Origin of the sequence: Pseudomonas sp. IPO3778 (genome assembly GCF_013386825.1) — a bacterium.
Lineage (GTDB): Bacteria > Pseudomonadota > Gammaproteobacteria > Pseudomonadales > Pseudomonadaceae > Aquipseudomonas.
In genome coordinates, this window is sequence record NZ_JACARC010000029.1 from 161,054 (window position 1) to 185,074 (window position 24,021).

A 24,021-nucleotide genomic window follows, 5' to 3' on the forward strand; every position below is an offset into this window, starting at 1 on the left:
TAGACCACGGGCTCATTAACAGCGTCTTAAATACCTGCCTCGACAAACGGCACGGTCAGGGCCAGGGCCGCGTCCAGGGCACCGGCGTCTACACCACCGCCTTGCGCCATGTCCGGACGACCACCGCCCTTCCCGCCCACTGCCGCGGCGGCTTGTTTCATCAAATCACCGGCCTTGAGTTGGCCAGTCAGGTCTTTGGTTACACCGGCAACCAGAACGACCTTATCCTCATGGACACTGCCGAGCAGGATCACTGCGCGGCCGAGCTTGTTCTTCAACTGATCGACCAAGGCCAACAGCGCCTTGCCATCCTGACCGTCCAGGCGCACGGCCAGGACTTTCACGCCTTTGACATCCAGAGCGGAGGCCGACAGATCGTCGCCCGCCGCGCTGGCGGCCTTGGCCTGCAACTGCTCCAGCTGTTTTTCCAGCTGGCGGTTGCGTTCCAGTACGCCGGAGAGCTTGTCGATCAGGTTGTCGCGGCTGCCCTTGACCAGGCTGGCCGCTTCCTTGAGTTGTTCTTCAGCCGCATTGAGGTAGGCCAGGGCCGCAGCACCGGTGACCGCTTCAATACGACGTACGCCGGAAGCCACACCGCCTTCGCTGATGATTTTCAGCAGGCCGATGTCGCCGGTACGGCTGGCGTGGATACCGCCGCACAGCTCCACCGAGAAGCTGCCGCCCATGCTCAGCACGCGCACTTCGTCGCCGTACTTCTCACCAAACAGCGCCATCGCGCCTTTTTTCTTGGCGGTCTCGATGTCGGTTTCTTCGGTTTCCACCGGCGTGTTCTTGCGAATCTCGGCGTTGACGATGTCTTCCAGGGCCTTCAACTGCTCAGGCTTGATCGCCTCGAAATGACTGAAGTCAAAACGCAGGCGCTGGCTATCGACCAACGAACCCTTCTGCTGCACATGCTCACCCAATACCTGACGCAACGCGGCGTGCAGCAAGTGAGTGGCAGAATGGTTCAAGGCAGTTGCATGCCGTACGTCGGCATCTACCTGGGTGTCCACCGGCGCGCCGACGGTCAGGTTGCCCAGCACCAACACACCGTGATGCAGGAATGCACCGCCGGTCTTGGTGGTGTCGCGCACTTCAAAACGGCCGGACGTCGAGCTCAGGAAACCACAGTCGCCCACCTGGCCACCGGACTCGGCGTAAAACGGGGTCTGGTCGAGGACCACAACGGCCTCGTCACCTTCGTTCAGCACGTCGACCGACTTGCCGTCCTTATAGATAGCCACGATCTTGGCCGAGCCAACGGTGGCCTCATAACCAATGAACGAAGTCGCCACATCAACCTTTACCAGGGTGTTGTAGTCCAGGCCAAAGGAACTGGCGGAACGGGCACGGACGCGCTGGGCTTCCATCTCACGCTCAAACCCGGCTTCGTCGACCGTCAGCTCGCGCTCACGGGCGATGTCGGCGGTCAGGTCCATCGGGAAACCGTAGGTGTCGTACAGCTTGAACACTACGTCGCCCGGCACCACGGTGCCTTTAAGCTCGGCCAGGTCCTGTTCGAGGATCTTCAGGCCGTGCTCCAGGGTCTTGGAGAACTGCTCTTCTTCAGCCTTGAGCACGCGCTCGATGTTGGCTTGCTGCTGCTTGAGTTCCGGGAAGGCATCGCCCATCTCGGCCACCAGCGCGGCAACGATCTTGTAGAAGAAGCTGCCGGTGGCGCCCAGCTTGTTACCGTGGCGGCAGGCGCGACGGATGATGCGGCGCAGCACATAGCCACGGCCTTCGTTCGACGGCAGCACGCCGTCGGCGATCAGGAAGCCGCAGGAACGGATGTGGTCCGACACCACCTTGAGGGACGACTGATTGTCGTTGGCGCAACCAATGGCCGCGGCCGAAGCGCTCAGCAGGTTGGTGAACAGGTCGATCTCGTAGTTGGAGTGAACGTGCTGCATCACCGCACTGATCCGCTCCAGGCCCATGCCGGTGTCGACCGACGGGGCTGGCAACGGATGCAACACGCCGTCGGCGGTGCGGTTGAACTGCATGAACACGTTGTTCCAGATTTCGATGTAGCGGTCGCCGTCTTCTTCCGGCGAGCCCGGTGGGCCGCCCCAGATGTCGGCGCCGTGATCGTAGAAGATCTCGGTGCAGGGGCCGCACGGGCCGGTATCGCCCATGGTCCAGAAGTTGTCGGAGGCGTAAGGCGCGCCTTTGTTGTCGCCGATGCGAATCATGCGCTCCACCGGCACACCGATTTGCTGGGTCCAGATGTCGTAGGCTTCGTCATCGGTGGCGTAGACGGTCACCCAGAGCTTTTCCTTCGGCAGCTTCAGCACGCCGGTCAGGAACGTCCAGGCGAAGGTGATCGCATCTTTCTTGAAATAGTCGCCGAAGCTGAAGTTACCCAGCATCTCGAAGAAAGTATGGTGGCGGGCGGTGTAGCCCACGTTTTCCAGGTCGCTGTTCTTGCCGCCGGCGCGTACGCACTTCTGGCTGCTGGTGGCGCGGGTGTAAGCGCGCTTTTCCTGGCCCAGGAAGCAGTCCTTGAACTGGTTCATCCCCGCGTTAGTGAACAGCAGGGTGGGGTCATTGCCTGGGATCAAGGAGCTGGAGGCGACACGGGTGTGACCTTGCTCTTCGAAGAAGCGAAGGAAGGCTTCACGGATTTCTGCGCTTTTCATTAGGTTCTTCCACGGAGGCTGCGGCCAAAGGCCAGTGCTAAACGTCATCAGACGGAGCGACGGCAAAGGGCCGCATTATATCGGCCCTTTGCCCGTGGTACAGCGTGTTTATGTGATAGAAACAGTCAATTAGACGGTCTGCACTGTCATTTTCGGGAAAACTCGACGAATGTCGCGAGCACTTGCTCGATCTGCGCCCGGCTGACGTCCAGGTGAGTGACCATGCGCAGACGCGGCGCGGCGCTCAACGTGATCCTGCGCTCGGCAGAAAACGCCTTCAAGGCCTGGGCCCGATCACCGATATCGACGTAGACCATGTTGGTCTGCACCGGCTCCACCGTGTAACCCGCCTTGCGCAGTTCATCCCCCAGCCATTGGGCGTTGGCGTGGTCGTCGGCCAGGCGCTGCACCTGGTGGTCCAGGGCATACAGCCCCGCCGCCGCCAGCGAGCCGGCCTGGCGCATGCCGCCACCGACCATCTTGCGCAAACGGCGCGCTTTGGCGATCAACGCCGTGGAGCCGCACAACACCGAGCCAATCGGCGCCCCCAGGCCCTTGGACAGGCACACCGACACCGAGTCGAAATGCCGGGCAATCTCCCGGGCATCCACCCCCAGCTTGACCGCCGCGTTGTAGAGCCGCGCGCCGTCGAGGTGCAAAGCCAGGTCGTGTTCACGGGTAAACGCCCGCGCCGCCGCCAGGTATTCAAGGGGCAACACCTTGCCTTGCATGGTGTTTTCCAGCGCCAGCAAACGGGTACGGGCGAAGTGGAAGTCGTCGGGCTTGATGGCCGCCAGCACGTGGTCCAGGTTCAGCGAACCATCGGCCTGCACTTCCAGCGGCTGTGGCTGGATCGAGCCAAGTACCGCGGCGCCACCCCCTTCGTATTTGTAGGTGTGGGCCTGCTGGCCGACGATGTATTCCTCGCCACGCTCACAGTGCGCCATCAACGCCAGCAGGTTGCTCATGGTGCCGGTGGGCACGAACAACGCGGCGGCAAACCCCAGGCGCTTGGCCAGCTCGGCTTCCAGGCGATTGACGCTCGGGTCTTCGCCGTAGACGTCGTCGCCACTGACGGCAGTGGCCATCGCGTCGAGCATGCCGGGGGTGGGTTGGGTCACGGTGTCGCTGCGCAGGTCAATCACGGTCATCAAACTAGCCTCTAGCGGATTGGAGCATTCCTTGTGTTACCGATTACTGCGGGCAAAGCCGCGGAATATCAAGCCCCGCGCTTGCACAATCGAATACCAACCAAACAAACCGATATAGGTTATCGATAAACCAACCGTGCAGTTTCTGAAAAACCATGATAAAAACTCTCCGCCGCCAGGGTTCTGGCGGCAACGTTCTCAGGGCGGGGTGTAATTCCCCACCGGCGGTAATTGCACGCAATGTGCATAGCCCGCGAGCGCTTGGCGCCTCGAACTGCCTCGGCAGGACGGCGACAAGGTCAGCAGACTCGGTGTGATCCCGGGGCCGACGGTCATAGTCCGGATGAAGAGAGAACGGGATTGGCACCTAAGGGCCGCACGCTGATGCCATGTTCACATGCGCCAGCTGTCCGTACCCTTAAATCCCATTCGATTCATAACGCCCTGTTTTTTTCTTAAACAGGAGTCAGAACATGCAACCCACCGCAATCGACAGCAAAAGCAAAAACCACCACGGCGAACGTGTCGCGTTTATCCAGGCCTGCTGGCACAAGGATATTGTCGATCAGAGCCGTAAAGGTTTCCTCGCCGAAATGATCGCCCAGGGCTACCAGGAATCGGACATCGATTTCTTTGAAGTCGGCGGCGCCTTTGAAATGCCCCTGCACGCCAAGCTGCTGGCCAAGTCCGGCCGTTATGCCGGTATCGTCGCGGCCGCCCTGGTGGTGGACGGCGGGATCTACCGTCACGAGTTCGTGGCCCAGTCGGTGGTGAGCGGCCTGATGCAGGTTCAGCTGGAAACCGAAGTGCCGGTGTTCTCGGTGTCCCTGACCCCGCACCACTTCCACGCGGGCAGCGAGCACCACACCTTCTTCTACGAGCACTTCGTGCACAAGGGCCAGGAAGCGGCACGCACCTGCGCCGACACCCTGCACAAGGTTCGCGCGCTGCGTCGCAACGAGCCACGGGCTCTAGCGGTTTAAGCAACACCACAAAGCCCAGTCTCAGAGCCGGGCTTGTGTGGGAGCTGGCTTGCCTGCGATAGCATCGCCTCGGTGTATCTGGCAGACCGAGTTGATCCTATCGCAGGCAAGCCAGCTCCCACATTTGACCGAGTCGGCCTCGGGATTCAGGCAAGGCCAGCATCCGTGGTCGGCACAATCAATATCCCGGCCCGCAAGCCATTCTTGACCTTCGGGTTCGGGAAGATGATGCGCGCGCCCTCCTCCTCGATCACCCAGCGGGTCTTGGCAATGTCCTCGGCCAGCAGGTAACCCTTTTCCAACTCCGAAAAGTTTTCCACGTCGGCCGGCAAATGCAGGACGAAGGCATCGCTGTGCTTGATGACTTCCCGGGAGACGCTGAACAGCTTCAGGCCGTCGAGGCTCTCGGTGGCCGGCTCGGTGCCTTCGATGATCTGCGTGAGGCGGGTTTCCAGGCGGGACACGTCCACGCCCTGGTTCTGCCCGAAAGGCCGGGCCTTGCCCAACTCCAGGGTGAAGGACTCGGCGTCAAGCTGCTCATAGGTAAACGCGGTAAAGGTGATCGAGGTCTTGTTCTGCAACAACACCGCTTCCATGCCGGCGGCGCACAGGCGCGTCAATTCACGGCGCGAATGCTGGCGACCGTCCTTCCACGGGTACAGCGCGAACTGCTCGATCTTTGAGCCACGAATGGCGGTGTGCAGGTCGTAGTGCAAACGGCTACGCCCGGGCACGCTGAAGAACGTGCGAGCCAACTGCTCAAGCTCGGCAGCGCGCATGGCTTCGGGGCCGATGTTTTGTTCGTGACGGCCATTGAACAGCCGGTTGACGTCCAGTTCGAGATAACGCTCGCCGCGGCGCATGGCCTCGGGGTTACCGAACAGGAACAGAATACGGGTACGGGGCTTGATCTCCCCGCGGGCAATGCCATGCAGCAAGCGGTCGGCCAATTCGATCGGCGCGGTCTCGTTGCCATGGATGCCGGACGACAGCAGCACGTCGCAGCCGTTGTCCCGCGCCTCAGGAGGCCGCACTTCCAGCGCGCCCTCACTGAGCCAGCGCAGTTGCACGCCGTCGACAGTCAGTTGAATTTTTTGCGCCGGTTCGCGACCGGCGAGGGTCAGTTCAAGCAGTTTGCCGAGGGCGAGCATAAGCAGCTTCCTTAGTGGTTGCAGCCAGGACCGTGGACGTGATCGTCGTCATCACCTTCAACGTCGGCCGGTTCCATTTCCAGTTGCAGGCTCATCAGGTTGGTGGCCAATGGACGCATCAGCAGGTTGGCGTATTCCGCGTCGCCTTCTTCCACGTCAACGCCGATCAGCAGTTGGCCACGGCCGTCGTGCTGGATCCAGATCTCCTTGCCCTGCCAGACCACGGCGACGCGGGTGCAGGAGGTTTCCAGCTGGGTGCCGTCGGTGTCTTCAAGGATCAGTTTCAGGGTGTCGGTGGTCATAAAGAGTTCTCAGCCGTGCGGCGTTAATTGATCTGGAAAGGATAAACCGAGCCCAGTTTAAGGATTTGCGTCAGTTCATCCAGTGCCGTCCGGCACTCAAGCAGCAATTGCGGGTCAGCCAGGTCGGTTTCCCGCAGGCTGTCGCGGTAGTGCTTGTCGACCCATTGGGTCAGCGTGCCGTACAACGGCGCCGTCATGATAACCCCTGGGTTGACCGCCGCCAGTTCGGTTTCATTCAAGGCTACGCGCAAGCGCAGGCACGCCGGGCCTCCGCCGTTCTGCATGCTTTGCTTGAGGTCGAAGACTTTTACTTCGCGGATCAGCCCGCCGGAGGACGTCAGGCCTTGCAGGTACTGCCAGACGCGCTCGTTGGCGCGGCATTCTTCCGGCACGATCAGCAGCATCGAGCCGTCGGCGCGGGTCAGCAACTGGCTGTTGAACAGGTAGGAACGCACCGCATCTTCAACGCCAACCTGGGCCCGGGGCACGCAGATCGACTGGAAATTGCCGCCGACTTTACCGAGCTTGGCCTGCAATTCGCCGAGCATCTGTTCGGTATTGAGGAACGCGTCCTCGTGATAGAACAGCACTTCGCCGTTGCCCACCGCGATCACGTCGTTGTGAAACACACCGGCGTCGATCACCGCCGGGTTCTGCTGGGCGAAGACCACGCCGTCATCCCGCAGGCCGTGCAGGCGAGCGACTGCCTGGGAGGCTTCGAGGGTCTGGCGCGCCGGGTACTTTTGCGGTGCCGGGTAGCGGGTGTCGAACGCACTGCGACCGAACACGAAAAACTCTACGCCCGCCTCGCCATAGTCACGGCAGAAGCGCGTGTGGTTGGCCGCACCTTCGTCGCCGAATTGCGCCACGGCCGGCAAGGCGGCGTGGTGGGCAAAGTGTTTCCCATCGGCAAACATCGCCCCCAGCACGCGGCTGGTGGTCGGGTGTTCGATGCTGCGGTGGTATTTGCAGTTGAGGTTGGCAGCGGTGAAATGCACACGGCCGTCAAGGGTGTCGGCACTCGGGCTGACGGTGGCGGCGTTGGCCACCCACATGCTCGACGCCGAGCAGCTGGCAACCAGCAGCGGCATGGCCTGCTTGGCCGCTTGCTGGATGACTTGCGCGTCGGTGCCGGCAAAACCGAGGCTGCGCAAGGCGGCCACATCGGGACGTTCCTGGGGCGCCAGCACACCTTGCACAAAGCCCATTTCCATCAGGGCTTTCATCTTCGCCAGGCCCTGCAACGCCGCTTCCTTCGGGTTGGAGGACTGCTGGCTGTTGCTCTGGGACGCGACGTTGCCGTAGGACAAACCGCCGTAGTTATGGGTCGGCCCCACGAGACCGTCAAAATTGACTTCACAGGATTTCATCGGCGAGGCTCCACGAACATCTGTATTTTTATAGGCATCAAGTGCAGATCTGTATCTGTTAACCCGATCAAGTGTGGGAGCTGGCTTGCCTGCGATGCAGGCAACTCGGTCATTCAGATACACCGAGGTGATGCCATCGCAGGCAAGCCAGCTCCCACATTAGATCAGTGTCACTTTCACTTAAGCGTTACGCCCGGGGTCAGTGTGGCCGGCAGCACCAGGCTCGGGGTCTCAAGGGAGGCCACCGGGTACGCGCAATAATCGGCCGCGTAATAGGCGCTGGCGCGATGGTTGCCCGACGCCCCTACGCCACCAAATGGCGCGCTGCTCGCAGCCCCCGTCAGTTGCTTGTTCCAGTTGACGATCCCGGCCCGGCTCTCCAGCCAGAACTGCTGGTAGCGCGCTTCGGAGTCCGACAGCAAACCGGCGGCCAGGCCGTATTGGGTGTTGTTGGCCTCGGCAATGGCCCCCGCAAAATCAGCGTAGCGGATCACTTGCAGCAGCGGGCCGAAGAGCTCTTCGTCAGCGCGCTCGGCGACCTCGGTCACGTCGATAATGCCGGGGGTCAGCAACGCGGCCTGGGCCTGGGGCTGAGTCATTTCCAGCAGCGCGACGGCACCGTTGGCCAGCAGCAATTCCTGGGCATCCATCAACGCCTTGGCGGCGCCGAGGGAAATCACCGAGCCCATGAACGGCGCAGGCGTTTGATCGAACGCGCCGACTTCAATGGTCGAGCTCACAGCCACCAGGCGTGCGAGCAGCGCATCGCCCCAGGCGCCTTCCGGCACCAGCAAGCGACGAGCGCAGGTGCAACGCTGGCCGGCCGAGATAAACGCCGACTGGATAATGGTGTACACGGCGGCATCCACATCGGCCACTTCGTCCACCACCAGCGGGTTGTTGCCGCCCATTTCCAGCGCGAGGATCTTGTCCGGGCGCCCGGCGAATTGCTGGTGCAGATGGTTGCCGGTGCGGCTGGAGCCGGTGAAGAACAAACCGTCGATACCCGGATTCGCCGCCAGGGCGATCCCGGTTTCCCGCGCGCCTTGCAGCAGGTTCAACACGCCCGCCGGCAGGCCGGCGTCGATCCAGCATTGCACGGTCAGCTCGGCGACTTTCGGGGTCAGTTCACTGGGCTTGAACAGCACGGTGTTACCCGCCAGCAACGCCGGCACGATGTGCCCGTTAGGCAAGTGACCCGGGAAGTTGTAAGGGCCGAACACCGCCACCACACCGTGGGGCTTGTGGCGCAGTACGGCGGTGGCGTCGCCCAACGGGCCGCTCTTCTCGCCGGTACGTTCGCGGTAGCTTTGCACCGAGATCGCGACCTTGTTGACCATGCTGGTGACTTCAGTCGCCGACTCCCACAAGGGCTTGCCGGTTTCCTCACCGATGCAGCGGGCGAGTTCGTCGGCACGGCTTTTCAGGTTGGCCGCAAAGGCCTCCAGCACGCTCAAGCGCTCTTCCAGGGAACGCTTGGCCCAGGCCGGGAATGCCTGACGCGCGGCCTGAACGGCGGACTCGACCTGCTCGGCGGTGGCGCCATTACCCGACCACACCACCTGCTGGGTCACCGGGTTCAGCGACTCAACCACGTCACCCTGGCCAGCCAGCCATTCACCTGCGATATACAACGAATTCATTATTTCGACTCCCGGGCAGCGGACAACGGTACGGCACGCACTTGATCACCGGCGATCAGTTGCAGGCGCTTGGCGGTCTGTGGATCGACCACCAACGTGCCCGCCGCCAATCGCGCCGGTGCTGCGGTAATGCGGCACTCTTCGCGTTTGCGGTTATGGATCAGGAACGGCGTGGCGTCGTCCCCCGGCGTGCCAATCGCCAACACCAGCGCTTCGCTGTCGCGTACGGCGCGGATCTTGGTGGTTTCACACTCAACCGCCGGGCCGGCGTCGAAGATGTCGACGTAACCCTGGTAGCTGAAGCCTTCACTCTTAAGCATGCTCAAGGCGGGCTCGGTGTCGGTGTGGACCTTGCCGATCACGTTGCGCGCGTCTTCGGACAGGAAGCAGCTGTACAACGGAAACTTCGGCATCAGTTCGGCGATAAACGCCTTGTTGCCCACGCCGGTGAGGTAATCGGCCTGGCTGAATTCCATCTTGAAGAAGTGCCGGCCCAGGCTTTCCCAGAACGGTGAGCGCCCGGCTTCGTCGGACATGCCGCGCATCTCGGCGATGATCTTGTTACCGAACAGCTGCGGGAATTCCGCGATGAACAGCATGCGCGCCTTGGCCAGCATGCGGCCGTTAAGGCCGGTGCGGTAATCGGCGTGCAGGAACAGCGAGCACAGCTCGGAGTTGCCGGTCAGGTCGTTGGCCAAAAACAGCGTCGGGATTTCACGGTAGATGTTCAGCTCCTGGGAGGCGCTGACGGTCAGGCCCACCCGGAAGTTGTACCAGGGCTCGCGCAGGCCCACAGCGCCGGCGATGGCGGAAATCCCCACCACCCGGCCTTCGTCGTTTTCCAGCACGAACAGGTAGTCTGCATCACCGCGCCCGGCTTCGCCGCGAAAGGTCTTTTCAGCCCAGCCGACCCGGTGGGTCAGGCGCTCTTCATTGGCCGGCAAGGTGGTGAGGCCGGTGCCGGTGCTGCGCGCCAGATCAATCAGGGCCGGTAAATCGCTGCTGCGTACGGGACGAACGATCATGCTATCTCCTCGAACGGGCCGCTGTTGTCAGCCACCCGCGAAACTCTGTTTATACCGCTACCAGGCGCACGCTCGCGCCTTCGCCAACGCCCAGGGCCTCGGCGGTTTCCAGGTCCAGGACCACCGGTTTGCCCGGCGCGTAGTCCAGCTCCAGCATCACCGCGCGGTAATCCTGCAACTGGCCGTTGCTGACCAGGTATTGACGGCCGACACCCTTGGCCATCTCGCCGATCTTCACCGGCACCACACGGCTCTGGGCGATCGAGCGAATGCCCGACACCCGTGCGTGCAGCGTGGGGCCGCCGTCGAAGATGTCGATGTAATGGTCGGTCTCGAAGCCTTCGCGCATCAGGATGTCGAAGGTGATCTGCGCCCGCGGGTGCACCTGGCCCATGGCTTCCTGGGCGGCATCCGGCAACAGTGGCACGTAGATCGGGTAGTGCGGCATCAGTTCGGCGAGGAAGGTCCGGCTCTTCAACCCGCACAGGCGCTCGGCGGCGGCGTAGTTGAGGTCGAAAAAGTTGCGGCCAATGGCGTCCCAGAACGGCGAGTCACCGTTCTCGTCGCTGTAGCCCACGATCTCGGTGACCACCGAATCCGCAAAGCGCTCCGGGTGCCCGGCCACAAACAGCAGGCGGCCGCGGGAGTTGAGTTCCGACCACGGCGAGCCCACCAGCTCCGGCACCACGTAGAAACTGGTCAGCAGGCTGTTACCGGTCAGGTCATGGCACTGGGAGAGCACGTGGATCTTGTTGTGGATCTTCAGCTCGCGGGAGGCGTGCACGAAGGTTTCGTTACGGAAGCTGTAGAACGGTTCCGAGTAGCCAGCGGAAGCGACGATGGCCGAGCAGCCCACCAGCGTGCCGGCGACGGTGTCTTCAAGGACGAAGAAATAGCTTTCTTCACCGTTGAAGCTGACTTCGGCGGCGAAGGACGCTTCGCTTGCGGCGATCTTGTCGCTCAGGCGTTCGACATCATCCGGCAAGGAGGTGACACCAATCGGGCTGTCCGCAGCCAGACGCTGTACCTCGCCCAGATCAGCCATTTGCGCGGGGCGCATCACCAGCATGGTGTCACTCCTTAACTCGAAAACTCACAGAGGGAAAAATGCCGGACAGGGGAACTGCCTACACAGGACTTATTGTGTAAGCAGATCCATGTGGGAGCCGGGCTTGCCCGCGATGACGGTGTGTCAGTCAGCACAGATGTTGCCTGTGGCACCGCCATCGCAGGCAAGCCAGCTCCCACACTTGATCCGGTCCGGCCTTAAAATTTTTGTTCGACGCCAGGATCGCCAGGCGCCAAACGGTCCATCAGGCTTGCGTCAGCTTTTTAACAGCACGTTCGAAGCGGTCCAGGCCTTCCTGGATATCGGCATCTTCCACCACCAGGCTCGGGGCGAAACGCACCACATCCGGGCCGGCTTGCAGGATCATCAGGCCTTCACGCTCGGCGGCGTTGAAGATGTCCTTGGCTTTACCTTTCCAGGCGTCGCTCAGCACGCAACCGAGCAGCAAGCCCAGGCCGCGCACTTCGGTGAAGATGCCGTATTGCTGGCCGATCTTCTCCAGACGGGAAACGAACAGGTCGTGCTTGGCATTAACGCCCGCCAGCACTTCTGGCGTGTTGATCACGTCGATCACCGCTTCCGCCACTGCGCACGCCAGCGGGTTGCCGCCGTAGGTGGTGCCGTGGGTGCCGACCACCAGGTGCTTGGCCAAGTCCTCGCGGGTCAGCATGGCTGCGATCGGGAAACCACCGCCCAGGCTCTTGGCGCTGGTGAGGATGTCGGGCACGACGCCGTAATGCTGGTAGGCGAACAGCTCGCCGCTGCGGCCCATGCCGGTTTGCACTTCGTCGAACACCAGCAGCGCGTTGTTCGCGTCGCACAGGTCGCGGGCGCCTTGCAGGTACGAAAGCTCAGCCGGCAATACGCCGCCTTCGCCCTGGATCGGCTCCAGCACCACAGCGCAGGTCTTGTCCGAAACGGCGGCTTTCAGCGCCTCCAGATCGTTGTACGGCACGTGGGTAATGCCGACGATTTTCGGACCGAATCCGTCGGAATACTTCGACTGGCCACCCACGTTCACGGTGAACAGGGTACGGCCGTGGAAGCTGTTCAGCGCGGCGATGATTTCGTATTTCTCGGTGCCGAAGCGGTCGAACGCGACACGACGGGCCAGCTTGAAAGCGGCCTCGTTGGCTTCGGCGCCGGAGTTGCAGAAGAACACACGCTCGGCAAACGTGGCGTCGATCAGCTTGTGGGCCAGGCGCAGGGCCGGCTCGTTAGTGAAGACGTTGGACACGTGCCACAGCTTGTTGGCCTGTTCGGTCAGTGCACCGACCAGCGCCGGGTGGGCGTGGCCCAATACGTTGACCGCGATGCCGCCGGCAAAGTCGATCAGCTCTCGGCCCGCCTGGTCCCATACGCGGGAACCTTCGCCACGCACGGGGATGAAAGCGGCAGGTGCGTAGTTGGGAACCATGACCTGGTCGAAATCGGCACGTTGCACCGGGGCTTGCTCAACGGACATCGGAGTCTCCTGAAGAGGAACGCCTGCCTGAAACTGGCGGGCGATGCAGGGATTGTAAGGACAGTTTTCAGCGCGGCCTTGCCGCCAAGCGACAACTTCTTATAGCGCCAACCCGCGATTTACGCGGGTTTACGCCAATGCGACAAATAGCATCGCAATGGCGCAGTTTAAACGCTGGCGCAAGGTTTGCGGCATCGGCTCGTCAATTTGTGCGCGGCCTGCCAAAAACCATCTATGCACCGCTCGGGCCACCCCACGCTTTGGTCCCATGACGCGCTACTCCCTTTGGAAGCGTTGCCATGAACGACCGCACTTCAAGCCCCCATTACCGCCAACTGATCAGCGCCGTACCGGCGTGGCTGGGAAGCGCCAGCCCTGCCCGGCAGCAGCACCTCCACCGCGCGCCCCTGGCGATTCCACCGTGGTACAGCCGCGCCCCGGACGCCGATCACCGCACCCTCAAGGCCCTCAACAGCGCGGCCTGGGACGCCCAGAACCCGGTGGACAAGGCGCTGGACAAGCTGCTGAACATCAACGCCTTTGCCCGCCCCAAGCTGCAACAGGCACTCAAGGCGCAGTTCGCCCTGGAGCTGGATGTGGAGACGACGCTGATCCGGTTTTACGTGCCCGCCACGATCCCCTGGTTTCCCGTCCGCTCCGGCGCCGCACGCACCTGGACCGTGTCACTGCTGGACGCAGCCCTGCATAACTTCGAACCCGACGAAACCCGTCCCGACTTCTATGAGCGCGCCTCCAGTTACCTGCGCAACGTCGCCGATGCCGCGCAGTTCGAAACCCTCGCCGACGTCAAAGACCGCATGAGCATCGACGCCTTCACCCAACTGTGCCGCAGGCTGGACCTTGGCGGCCAGTACCAGGCCTATCTGGCCGAGCAACTGCTGGAGCCGGTGGCCTCGGCCGTGCTGCAACGGCAGGTCGACGCCAGCCAGAACGCCGCCCTCAAGGCGGCGCTGCACATGGCGGTGATGAAGCAGGACCTCAGCGTGACCCTGCGCGCCCTGATTGAAGGCCTGGTGGACAGCCTGCAGGGCATGCGCCTGGACGGCAAGACCTGGCAGGCCCACGACCTGACGATGATGTCGGCGCAGTTGACCGGGATTGTGCTGTTCGCACCGGACCTTGAGCGCTACCGAGAGGCTGTGCCGGTGGTGGCCTATATCCCGGACGACCCTGAACACCCCATCAAGCAATACACTTCCAGCGCCGAGCTGATGCAGGCACTGAGCCGCAAACTGCGCAACCGCGCCTATCAGGATTTTTTCAGCCGGTTTGTCGCCCATGAAGAGCGCGGCTATTTCTTTGCCGACCTCAATCAGCGTTTAAGCCACGTGACCTGGCACCCCCATGTCAGCGGCGACCCGATGCCCACGTGGCGCGACACGCCGGTCAATAACCCCAACCTGCAATTCGCCGCCCACACGATCAGCGGCAACCTGCTGACTCATCTCTATCAACGCAAACTCAACAAGGTGATCAACGACGCCGCCGTGATCGCCGTCTCCACCGCCAGCGCCAACCGCAAGGCACGCTGGGAGCGCTGGGACGCCCTGCAAAACATCGCCACCACCCTGCTGGAAATCGCGGCCTTTATCGCCGCGCCGTTTTTCCCGCCCTTGGGCGCGCTGATGCTCGGCTACACGGTTTACCAGGTGCTGGATGAAACCTTCGAATCCATCATCGACTGGGCCGAGGGCCTGAAGCGGCAAGCGTTCACGCACTTCATGACACTCATGGAAACCCTGGTGCAATTGGGCCTGTTTGCCGTGGGCATGCCCATCGCCGAAAGCCTGCTGCGCCAGGCGTTGCCCCAGGCGCTGTGGGATTTCATCGACCGCCTGAAGCCGGTGCAACTTCCCGACGGCCAGGCACGCCTTTGGTACCCGGACCTGACCCCTTACAGGCTGCCCGCCAACCTGCCGCAGGCACAGCCCGGCCCAGGCATTCCCACCCGCGTGCGCTTGCCTGAGGGGCATTTTGGGGTCAAGCCCGTGGGCGAAACCGATGTATTCAGGCTCCAGCACCCTACACGCCCGAACGCCTACCAACCCTTCGCCCGGCACAACCGCGCCGGCCTCTGGCACACCGAACTGGACGAGCCACTGACCTGGAGCGACGACCAGCTTATCCAGCGCCTGGGCCCGCTTGCCGAAGGCCTGCCCCTGGATCCAGTGCGGCGCGCCTGCGCCTTCAGCGAAACCGACAGCAACGCCCTGCGCAAACTGCACCTGGACAGCGAACCGCTGCCACCGCTGCTGGAAGACCAGCTCAAACGCCTGAGAATCGACCAAAACCTGCAACGCTTTATCGACCAGATGAACAGCGACGACCCGATGCTCTATACCCGGGCAGACCCGCAAACCCAGTTGCAGCTCCTCACCGCCTATAACCTATGGCCCGAAACCAAGGCCTTGCGCTTCCTTGATGCCCACGGCAAGACCACCTGGCAATACGCCCCCAAGACCCGCTACCCGGTGGTGCAGATTCACGAGGCGCAACTGGCCAGGGGCGACTTGCTGAGCATCGTCCTGCAAACCCTGAATGAAACGGAGATCAGAACCCTGGTGGGCGAACAACCGGGTGAGTCGCCCAATGCGCTGTCGGTGCGCACCGGCATGCTGCGCAAAAAACTGGCACAACTGGCCGATGACAAACGCGCCGCCTTGTTTGACTCGCGCTACCGCGGCCTGGAAGCAACACCCGCCCCCAGCATTCAGGCGCTGATCGATACCCAGCCAGGCCTGCCCACCAGCGTTGCCGAGGAGCTGCTGCGGGGCGCCAGCCACGAAGAACGGCAGCAAATCCAACGGGCCAGGGTACCCGCACGCCTCACGCAACTGGCACGCTGGGCCCAGCAGGAAGTGCGGTTGACCCGAGCGTATGAAGGGCTGTTTCTCCGGTCGGCGGATACGCTGGATACCGACGTGTTGATCCTGCACTCCCTGGAGCGCCTGCCCGGCTGGTCGAGGGAGGTGCGTCTCGAGGTGAAAAACCTCTCCGTCAACGGCACCCTGCGCGACAGCATCGGCCACCCCACGGCACCGATTCGTAAAGTACTGGTGATGAACGAAAACGCCCGGTACGACACCTATGATCAGCACGGCACCCAGCTCTATGGCCACACCGACTTGCACACCGCAATCCTGCAGGCCCTGCCGGATGCCCAGCGTAAAGCCCTGGGTTTGAATATCGGCGAAGGCAAAAAACTGCAACAGGCCCTGCGCAACCATCCGCTGCCCCGCAATGGCCTGCGGGAGATCCTTATCCAGCACCCGGTGAGCAAACCGGCCTACGACCCCAACACCATGCGCCTGCCCGGCGGCATGAACGGCTATCGCCCCGCCTCCGCCAGCCGTACCCTTGAAGACCGCGCACAGCAGTTGTTCCCCAATGCGCAGCCGGAGCAACTGCAAGAACTGGTGACACGGCTGGGGCGGCAACCTGGCGGTGCAATGAGCGCGCTGGTGATGCTGCAAGCCGAATACACCCGGCTGCAGCACGACCTCTCGCTCTGGGAAGCCAATACCCCTCGACTGTACCCGGGAACCGAGGTTCGCATCAGCCGCCAGGAATACGCCGACGCCCTGCAGGCACGCACACAGTGGGCGCAAAAAATCAAAGACTGCTGGCGCCAGGAAACCGAGCTCGATCAGGGCTTTCAGAGTGGCGACGGTGGTTACCGACTGCTACTCACCCCAGCGCCACCCGGACCTTTGCCGAGGCTGAATCTGCGGATGGAGCACGTCACCTTCCTCGACCTGACAGGCGACGCCACCACCCGCGGCGCTGACGCATTCTTGCGCGCCTTTCCGGCACTGCGTCACCTCGCGTTGCGCAATATCCCCTTGAACGCCATCCCGCCGACCGTGTTCGAAATGCCGGGGCTGACCGACCTGGTACTGAGCAACTGCGGCATTACCTTAAGCGGCAGCGACCACGCCGCCCTTGCCGCGATGGCCCGGCTGCAAGTGCTGGACCTTTACGCCAACCCCCTGGCGCAGGTACCGAACATTCAAAACCTGCCCGATCTGACCTTCCTGGACCTGGCCGAGACCGGCATCAGCACCCTGCCCCAGGGCCTCTTCCACGCCTCGAAACTGGACACGGCGATCTTTCGCGACAACCGCATCGGCGAGTTGCCGGCGGAGCTGTTCGAGCTACCCGAAGCGTTCAGCAACGCCTTCGACTTCTCCGGCAACCCGCTGTCACGTGCCACCCTGAACAAGATCAAGGCGTACTACCAACGCACCGGCGAACACTGGGCGGTCCAGGCGCCGCCCACCGATATCGCGCGCACCGAAGCGCTCTATCCGACCTTTGGCCCCGAGGAAGCCTCGCGTTTTGTGATGGGGTTGCCCGGCGATCTCGACGCGGGCCAACGGATCCTGGCAGGCCTGCAACAGGAGTATCAGACACTGCAAAGTGACCTGGGGCTGTGGGTGGTCTCACAGCCGGCAGAACACCCGATGCTGGGTGTGCCCCTCGATGCCCAAAGCGCCGCCATCGAGCAGTTTAAACGCGCCCAACTCAAGCAGTTGCTCGAACAAACCTGGCGCCGCGAAACCGAAGTGGACATGGAAAACACCGAACCGCACATCACCCACAAGCTGATTTTCAGGCAACCCCTGCTGGGCGAATACCCGGCCCTGCGGGCGAATTTCGAGCATGTGTCGATGATTAAGCTGGAATGCGACAACATCACCACCAGCGTGGATGAGTTCCTCAAAAGTTTCCCGAAACTGCGGGAGCTGAATATTCGCAAAGCAGTGCTGGGGAACATCCCCGAAGCGATTTTCAGGATGCCCAGACTGCGCTATTTAAGCCTGGTTCACTGCCGTCTCAGGCTCACCGAAAACAGCGTTCGCGCCCTGGCGGGGATGGAGAAAATCTTTTACCTGGATCTACAGAGCAACCCGCAACTGACGTTTGCGCCCGACGTCAGCCAGATGCCCGACATTGCCCTGCTGGCGCTGAGCCGATGCTCAATCAGCGAGTTCCCGACAGGGTTATTGACCCGCGGCAAACTGGAGGTCGCGGACTTGCGCAACAACCGGATCGCCCACTTGCCGGCCGCGCTTTACGAAGCCCCGCGAACACTGGCGAATAACCTGTATTTGTCCGGCAACCCCTTCACCGCGAGCGGCCTGGCGCAGGTGGTGCAGTTTGCCCGTGACACCGGGATCGACCTGCTGCGCCCTTTGACCGTCGACAATTTTCCACCGCTGATACCGATGGAAATCGAGGCCTAGGAATAACCTTCAACCGCGCTCGGACGGCACCGACGATAATTCGAACGGGCTGCTGCTGCGGCGCTGGTTGCGGTCTTCGCGGGGGGTGGCGCCGAAGAAGTTACGGTAGGCGCTGGAGAAATGCGGCCCCGAGGAGAAGCCGCACGACAGGCCGATCTGGATGATCGACTTGCTGGTTTGCATGAGCATCTGGCGGGCCTTGTTCAGGCGCAGTTCCAGGTAGTACTGGCTGGGGACGCGATTGAGGTATTGCTTGAAGATGCGCTCGAGCTGTCGTCGGGACACGCACACGTGCTGGGCGATTTCGTCGGTGGTCAGGGGCTCTTCGATGTTGGCTTCCATCAGCAACACCGCCTGGGTCAGCTTCGGATGGCTGGAGCCCAGGCGGTTTTGCAACGGAATGCGCTGGCGCTCGCCGCCTTCGCGGATGCGCTCCACCACCAGTTCTTCCGAGACGGCGCCGGCCAGTTCGGCGCCGTGATCACGGGCCAGCACCGCCAGCAGCAAGTCGAGTACCGACATGCCGCCACAGGCGGTGAGGCGGTCACGGTCCCAGTCGAACAGGTGGCTGGTGGCGATGACCTTGGGGAAGCGCTCGGCAAAATCGTCCTGCCAGCGCCAGTGCACGGCGGCGCGGTAACCGTCGAGCAAACCCAGTTGGGCCAACGGGTACACACCGGCCGACAAACCGCCAATCACACACCCGGCCCGCACCAATTGCTTGAGCGCGGTGCTGAGCTGGGACGCGATGACCGTCGGCGGCTCATCCGCCAGCAGGAACAGTTTTTGAAACCCTTCCAGCTTGCCCGCCCAGGGCTCACCCGGCAGTTGCCAGGCACCTTCCATGGCTGGCTCGGCCTGCAAAAACGAGAGTTCGTACACCACGTCCGGATGCACCCGCTGAGCAACGCGCAAGGCCTCCTCAGCCAGCGCAAGCGTCAGTGCTTTAGTGCTGGGCCAAATCAGGAAACCTATTCGATGGGCAGTCATGGAGTGCTATCCGAAGCGAAAAACAGTGTTAGAGGCATGGGCCAATGCTAGCCCGTAAGTGAACACAAATCTGTAGGAGCGAGCTTGCTCGCGAAAATCGCCAACGATAACGCGGGAAACCTGACACCCCGTGGTGCTCTCGGGTTCTTCGCGAGCAAGCTCGCTCCTACAGTGACGGGCGGGGAAGCATGCCCTAAATCAGTGCACAGAGGCAGCAATGATTACTTCAAGCTACCGGAAAGAAACTGCTGCAAACGCTCGGACTGCGGGTTAACCAGCACTTCACGCGGGTTGCCACGTTCTTCGACAATGCCTTTGTGCAGGAACACCAACTGGTTGGAAACCTCACGGGCAAAGCCCATTTCGTGGGTCACCACCACCATGGTCCGGCCTTCCTGGGCAAGGTCCTGCATCACCTTGAGCACTTCACCCACCAGCTCCGGGTCGAGGGCCGAGGTGGGCTCGTCAAACAGCATCACCTCAGGCTCCATCGCCAACGCACGGGCAATCGCCACACGCTGCTGCTCGCCACCGGACATGTGGCCCGGGAACGCATCCTTACGATGGCCCACGCCGACTTTGGCCAGGTAGTGCTCGGCCTTGTCCCGGGCGTCTTTTTTCGACATGCCCAGCACATGCACCGGCGCTTCCATGACGTTTTCCAGCGCGGTCATGTGGGACCACAGGTTGAAGTGCTGGAACACCATCGACAGCCGCGAACGCATGCGTTGCAGCTGTTTGGGGTCCGCGGCCTTCATGGCGCCGTCTTTGTTGGCCACCAGTTTCAGCTCTTCGTTATTGAGCAGAATCTTGCCGGCGTGGGGTTGCTCCAGCAGGTTGATGCAGCGCAAAAAGGTACTTTTGCCCGAACCACTGGACCCGATGATGCTGATCACATCACCGGCCGCGGCGGCCAGGGACACCCCTTTGAGCACTTCATGACTGCCATAGCGTTTATGCAGGTCTTGGACTTCAAGTTTGTACATGCGGTCGGTTCTCACAAAAACAGTGGGTCAGTCGTTGAGCAAGCGCCCGTGCCGCAGCGCTTCGCGCCCCGCCACCTTGGCCAGCCAGAATCCCGCTTGGGCATAACGTAGCCGTTCAACGGCAAACAACACCCCCGGCGTGCCCGCGCACACAATGCTCACGCGGTCGGACAAGGGATCGATCACTTCAAATATCGGGTCGCCGGCTTCCACCACCTCCCCGGCTTTACGCAGGTAACTGATCACGCCGGCGTGGGGCGCGAACAACAACTCGGTGCCTTCGAAAGGCAAGCCTTCGCAGGGTTCGTGTTGCGGCGCCGGCCACTCGCCACGGATCAGGCCTTGCTCGGCGAGGAACGCCAGAATGCCTTCGGCGTGGAAAATCGCTTCGTCACGACCGGTATCGGCCTGGCCGCCCAGCTCCAATGTAGTCGCCAGGCACGCCAGGGGAATCTGCGCCTCCGGGAACGCCCGGGACAAGCGCAACCATGGCAGCGAACAGGCTTCGTCAAACGAACTGCCGCCGGAATCTTCCGCCAGCAGGCCAACCTTCACATTCAGGTGCGCCGACAGCGAACGCCACTGCGGCCAGTGCTGCGGCAGCGCGTACATGTGCAGCGCGGCCTCGGCATCGCAATGCAAATCGAGCACCACGTCGGCAGTGCAGGCATGGCTCAGCAGGATGCGCTGCATGCCTTGCAACTGGCTGCTCGGCTCGGGCAATGCATTGAGTGCATCACTCATGGCCTGGCGGATCATGCGCACGTTGGCGTGGGGATCATCGCCCAATTTGCCTTCGAGCAGCTCGGCTACCGGCTCGCTCAACTCAACGAAATCCCGGTTGAAATTCTTGCCGCTGCCGATCTCGAAACGGCCCTGGTGGCTGCCTTGCAGCAACTGCCCCAGGCCCATCGGATTGGCCACCGGCACCAGCTCGATCACGCCGTTGAGGGCGCCTTGCTGTTCCAGTTCGGCCAGGCGCTTTTTCAGCTCCCAGGCGGCCCGCATGCCGGGCAATTCATCGGCGTGCAGGCTGGCCTGGATATAGGCCTTGCGCTCGCCGCTGCCGAAACGGAACACCGTCAGCTGGCGTTCACAGCCCAGGTGCCCCCAGGGCAACAGGTGATCGATACGTTCCATATCAATGCTTCCGTGGAGCCAGGTAGCTCAGCCAGCGGCCTTCGGCCAACTTGAACAGGCGCACCAGGATAAAGGTCAGGCACAGGTAGAACGCACCGGCGGTGATATACGCCTCGAACGGCAAGTAGTACTGGGCGTTCACTGTGCGCGCGGCACCGGTGATGTCGATCAGGGTCACGATGGAGGCCAGGCTGGTGGTCTGCAGCATCATGGTCACTTCGTTGCTGTATTGCGGCAGCGCCCGGCGCAGGGCCGATGGCAGCAGGATCCGGCGATACAGCTTGTAGCGCGACATGCCCATGGCCTTGGCGGCTTCGATCTCGCCATGGGGCGTGGCCTTGAGGCTGCCGGCGATGATTTCGGCGGTGTAGGCGCTGGTGTTCACGGCGAACGCCAGGCAGGCGCAGAAGGTCGCACTGGACAGCATCGGCCACAGGAAGCTTTCACGCACCGCTTCAAACTGGGCCAGGCCGTAGTAGATCAAAAACAGCTGCACCAGCATCGGCGTGCCGCGGATCACGTAGGTGTACAGCCAGGCCACGCCGTTGACGATCGGCTGCTTGGACACGCGCATCAGGCCCAGGGGCAAGGCCGCGAGCAAGCCGAAGAACAGTGAGATGGCCAGCAGTTTCAGGGTGGTCAGCAAGCCGCCGAGGTACAGCGGCATGGCGTCCCAAACGACGTTGTAGTCGAAGATCATAGATCAGCCGCCTTTACGCCTACCGAGTAGCGCTTCTCAAGATGACGCAGGGCCAGCAACGACACGCTGGTGATCACCAGGTACATCGCCGCCACCGCGAGGAAGAAGGTAAAAGGCTCGCGAGTGGCGTCTGCCGCCTGCTTGGCCTTGAACATCATGTCTTGCAGGCCCACCACAGAAATCAGTGCGGTGGCCTTGGTCAGTACCAGCCAGTTGTTGGTAAACCCGGGGATCGCCAGCCGAATCATCTGCGGCACCATCACCCGGAAAAACACCTGGAACGGGCTCATGCCATAGGCCATGCCGGCTTCGGCCTGGCCCTTGGGAATGGCCATGAAGGCGCCACGGAAAGTTTCCGAAAGGTAGGCGCCAAAGATGAAACCCAGGGTGCCGATACCGGCGGCCAAGGGGTTCAAGTCAATGTAGTCGTTGTAGCCCAGCAGGGGCGCAACGCGGTTAAGCAGGTCCTGACCGCCGTAGAAAATCAGCAGGATCAGCACCAGGTCGGGGATCCCGCGGATCACCGTGGAGTACAGATCGCCCAGCCAGGCCAACCAGCGCACCGGCGAGAGGCGCAACGCGACCCCGATCAGACCCAGAACAATGGCCAAGGCCATGGACGACAAGGCGAGCTGAAGCGTCAACCATGCGCCATCGAGGATGACAGCCCCGTAGCCTTTCAACATGATTCAGGTCCTCGAAAAGGGGGATGAAAAAATGGCGCAAACTTCAGAGACCCTGTTGCTTGCGCCATTCTGGACAGACAGCTACGACGGTTTACTTGGCTTCTGGGCCGTAAATGTCGAAGTTGAAGTACTTGTCCTGGATTGCCTTGTACTTGCCGTTGGCACGGATCGCTGCGATAGCCGCGTTGATGCGGTCCAGGTTTTCCTTGTCGCCTTTGCGTACCGCGATGCCGATGCCGTCGCCGAAGTACTTGGCGTCGGTGAAGGCCGGGCCGGTGAACGCGTAGCCTTTACCGGCTGGCGTGTCGAGGAAGCCTTCCTGCAACAGGGTGGCGTCGGCCACGGTGCCATCAAGGCGACCGGCTTCTACGTCCAGGTAGATTTCGTTCTGGGAGCTGTAAGGAACAATGGTGGCGCCTTTGGGAGCCAGCACTTCCTTGGCGAAACGGTCGTGGATCGAACCGCGTTGTACGCCGATCTTCTTGCCTTTCAGTTCATCCAGGCTGTCGCTGACAACGGTCCCTTCCTTCAACACCAGGCGAGCCGGGGTCAGGTAGTAACGGTTGGTGAAGTCCACGGACTTCTTGCGATCTTCAGTGATGGACATCGAAGACAGGATGGCGTCGATCTTGCGCACTTTGAGTGCCGGGATCAGGCCGTCGAATTCCTGCTCGACCCACGTGCACTTGACCTGCATCTGCTCGCACAGGGCGTTGCCGATGTCGTAGTCAAAACCGACGATGCTGCCATCCGGAGCCTTGGAGGCAAACGGAGGGTAAGCCGCTTCAATACCAATCTTCAGGGGCTTGCCTTCGGCGAAAGCCTGCATGGACAGCACGGACAGCGCCAGGGCGCCCAACAGCACGAGTTTCTTCATCTTGGGACTCCATCGGTATAGGGCAAAACAGCAGTATGAGCCAGAGCCCACGATGCGACTGAGTGAAACCGAATAGCGTTGCTGCGTCCTGCGCCAATTCAACATCGGCGACGACGAGCGAGTGATCGGCATTCTAACGACAGGCCGGAAGCCGATATTTCCTCAATGCGACAACAATTTACAGAAGCACCGAGAAAGCGGTTCCAGCACATTGACAGCCCCTGAATTTTATGCAGAGGCAAAAGATATTAAACCTGTTAACGCTGCAAATTGCGGGCCTATTATTCGCAAACCCTTCTAGCACGGCAAGTGTAGCGTTTGATCTAATTTTTCAGGGCGTCTAAAACGCGGGTTTTAGGGGCATGGGCGTAGCACTTTGCCTCATGTTTGGGCGTGGGGTTACACATTTACGAGGCTCGGTAACATTCAGAAACTTCCTACAATGAAAACCGATATTTATTGGTATGGGAGTTGAAACGCGATCCACTGTGGGAGCTGGCTTGCCTGCGATAGCGGTGGGCCAGGCAACACAGTGGGGTCTGATACGCCGCCATCGCAGGCAAGCCAGCTC

Annotated in this window: 17 protein-coding genes, 1 pseudogene and 1 riboswitch; of the genes and pseudogenes, 3 read left to right on the forward strand and 15 right to left on the reverse strand. The window is 61.8% G+C overall.

Annotation, left to right across the window (positions count from 1 at the left end):
• Nucleotides 1-26: 26 nt before the first annotated feature.
• Nucleotides 27-2,645: an alanine--tRNA ligase gene (gene alaS / locus HX855_RS14165; RefSeq protein WP_177083706.1), complete on the reverse strand. Its 2,619-nt coding sequence runs from the start codon at nt 2,643-2,645 to the stop codon at nt 27-29.
• 146 nt (nt 2,646-2,791) lie between these two features.
• On the reverse strand, nt 2,792-3,796 hold the full coding sequence (ltaE, locus tag HX855_RS14170; protein WP_177083704.1) for a low-specificity L-threonine aldolase: 1,005 nt from the start codon (nt 3,794-3,796) through the stop codon (nt 2,792-2,794).
• A gap of 190 nt (nt 3,797-3,986) precedes the next feature.
• Nucleotides 3,987-4,156, forward strand: a riboswitch (FMN riboswitch).
• Between the two features lie 113 nt (nt 4,157-4,269).
• Between ltaE and HX855_RS14175 the strand changes: the two genes are divergently transcribed.
• Entirely contained in the window at nt 4,270-4,779 is a 510-nt protein-coding gene (locus HX855_RS14175) for a 6,7-dimethyl-8-ribityllumazine synthase (RefSeq protein WP_003214313.1), read from the forward strand.
• Nucleotides 4,780-4,925: 146 nt separating this feature from the next.
• On the opposite strand, the gene astE is transcribed toward HX855_RS14175, so the two are convergent.
• The 7 genes from astE to HX855_RS14210 all read right to left on the reverse strand — a co-directional run bounded on the left by astE (nt 4,926) and on the right by HX855_RS14210 (nt 12,804).
• Entirely contained in the window at nt 4,926-5,930 is a 1,005-nt protein-coding gene (gene astE, locus HX855_RS14180) for a succinylglutamate desuccinylase (RefSeq protein ID WP_177083702.1), read from the reverse strand.
• Nucleotides 5,931-5,941: 11 nt separating this feature from the next.
• A complete protein-coding gene (locus HX855_RS14185) occupies nt 5,942-6,232 on the reverse strand; it encodes a hypothetical protein (RefSeq protein WP_003214319.1) in 291 nt (96 codons plus the stop codon).
• 23 nt (nt 6,233-6,255) lie between these two features.
• Nucleotides 6,256-7,602 (reverse strand): N-succinylarginine dihydrolase, encoded by a 1,347-nt coding sequence (gene astB, locus HX855_RS14190; RefSeq protein WP_177083700.1) that lies wholly within the window; start codon nt 7,600-7,602, stop codon nt 6,256-6,258.
• Nucleotides 7,603-7,778: 176 nt separating this feature from the next.
• Nucleotides 7,779-9,248: a succinylglutamate-semialdehyde dehydrogenase gene (gene astD, locus HX855_RS14195; protein WP_177083949.1), complete on the reverse strand. Its 1,470-nt coding sequence runs from the start codon at nt 9,246-9,248 to the stop codon at nt 7,779-7,781.
• Nucleotides 9,245-10,270: an arginine N-succinyltransferase gene (gene astA / locus HX855_RS14200; RefSeq protein WP_177083698.1), complete on the reverse strand. Its 1,026-nt coding sequence runs from the start codon at nt 10,268-10,270 to the stop codon at nt 9,245-9,247. The genes astD and astA overlap by 4 nt, the downstream gene beginning before the upstream one ends.
• Nucleotides 10,271-10,319: 49 nt before the next feature.
• Nucleotides 10,320-11,339 carry an arginine/ornithine succinyltransferase subunit alpha gene (gene aruF / locus HX855_RS14205; protein ID WP_177083696.1) on the reverse strand — a complete coding sequence of 340 codons (1,020 nt, stop codon included), beginning with the start codon at nt 11,337-11,339 and terminating at the stop codon, nt 10,320-10,322.
• 244 nt (nt 11,340-11,583) lie between these two features.
• Nucleotides 11,584-12,804, reverse strand: a complete 1,221-nt coding sequence (locus tag HX855_RS14210; protein WP_177083694.1) for an aspartate aminotransferase family protein — start codon at nt 12,802-12,804, stop codon at nt 11,584-11,586.
• A gap of 299 nt (nt 12,805-13,103) precedes the next feature.
• Between HX855_RS14210 and HX855_RS14215 the strand changes: the two genes are divergently transcribed.
• Nucleotides 13,104-18,071 (forward strand): leucine-rich repeat domain-containing protein, encoded by a 4,968-nt coding sequence (locus HX855_RS14215; RefSeq protein ID WP_177083692.1) that lies wholly within the window; start codon nt 13,104-13,106, stop codon nt 18,069-18,071.
• A gap of 9 nt (nt 18,072-18,080) precedes the next feature.
• On the opposite strand, the gene argR is transcribed toward HX855_RS14215, so the two are convergent.
• Nucleotides 18,081-19,061, reverse strand: coding sequence for a transcriptional regulator ArgR (argR, locus tag HX855_RS14220; RefSeq protein WP_177083690.1), 981 nt, complete (start codon nt 19,059-19,061; stop codon nt 18,081-18,083).
• Nucleotides 19,062-19,145: 84 nt separating this feature from the next.
• Between argR and HX855_RS33295 the strand changes: the two are divergent.
• Nucleotides 19,146-19,235 (forward strand): annotated as a pseudogene (locus HX855_RS33295) (outer membrane lipoprotein carrier protein LolA); the annotation flags it as partial.
• Nucleotides 19,236-19,282: 47 nt separating this feature from the next.
• On the opposite strand, the gene HX855_RS14225 reads toward HX855_RS33295, so the two are convergent.
• From HX855_RS14225 to HX855_RS14245, 5 genes are all read right to left on the reverse strand, one after another.
• Nucleotides 19,283-20,047, reverse strand: coding sequence for an ABC transporter ATP-binding protein (locus HX855_RS14225; RefSeq protein ID WP_177083688.1), 765 nt, complete (start codon nt 20,045-20,047; stop codon nt 19,283-19,285).
• 27 nt (nt 20,048-20,074) lie between these two features.
• The gene (locus HX855_RS14230; protein WP_177083687.1) at nt 20,075-21,187 is read right to left on the reverse strand and encodes a M14 family metallopeptidase; all 1,113 of its coding nucleotides are present in this window, start codon (nt 21,185-21,187) and stop codon (nt 20,075-20,077) included.
• Between the two features lies 1 nt (nt 21,188).
• Nucleotides 21,189-21,887, reverse strand: coding sequence for an ABC transporter permease (locus HX855_RS14235; RefSeq protein ID WP_177083686.1), 699 nt, complete (start codon nt 21,885-21,887; stop codon nt 21,189-21,191).
• Nucleotides 21,884-22,573, reverse strand: coding sequence for an ABC transporter permease (locus HX855_RS14240; protein WP_177083685.1), 690 nt, complete (start codon nt 22,571-22,573; stop codon nt 21,884-21,886). Before HX855_RS14240 ends, HX855_RS14235 begins: the two co-directional genes overlap by 4 nt.
• A 91-nt stretch (nt 22,574-22,664) precedes the next feature.
• Nucleotides 22,665-23,450 (reverse strand): ABC transporter substrate-binding protein, encoded by a 786-nt coding sequence (locus tag HX855_RS14245; protein ID WP_177083684.1) that lies wholly within the window; start codon nt 23,448-23,450, stop codon nt 22,665-22,667.
• Nucleotides 23,451-24,021 lie beyond the last annotated feature (571 nt).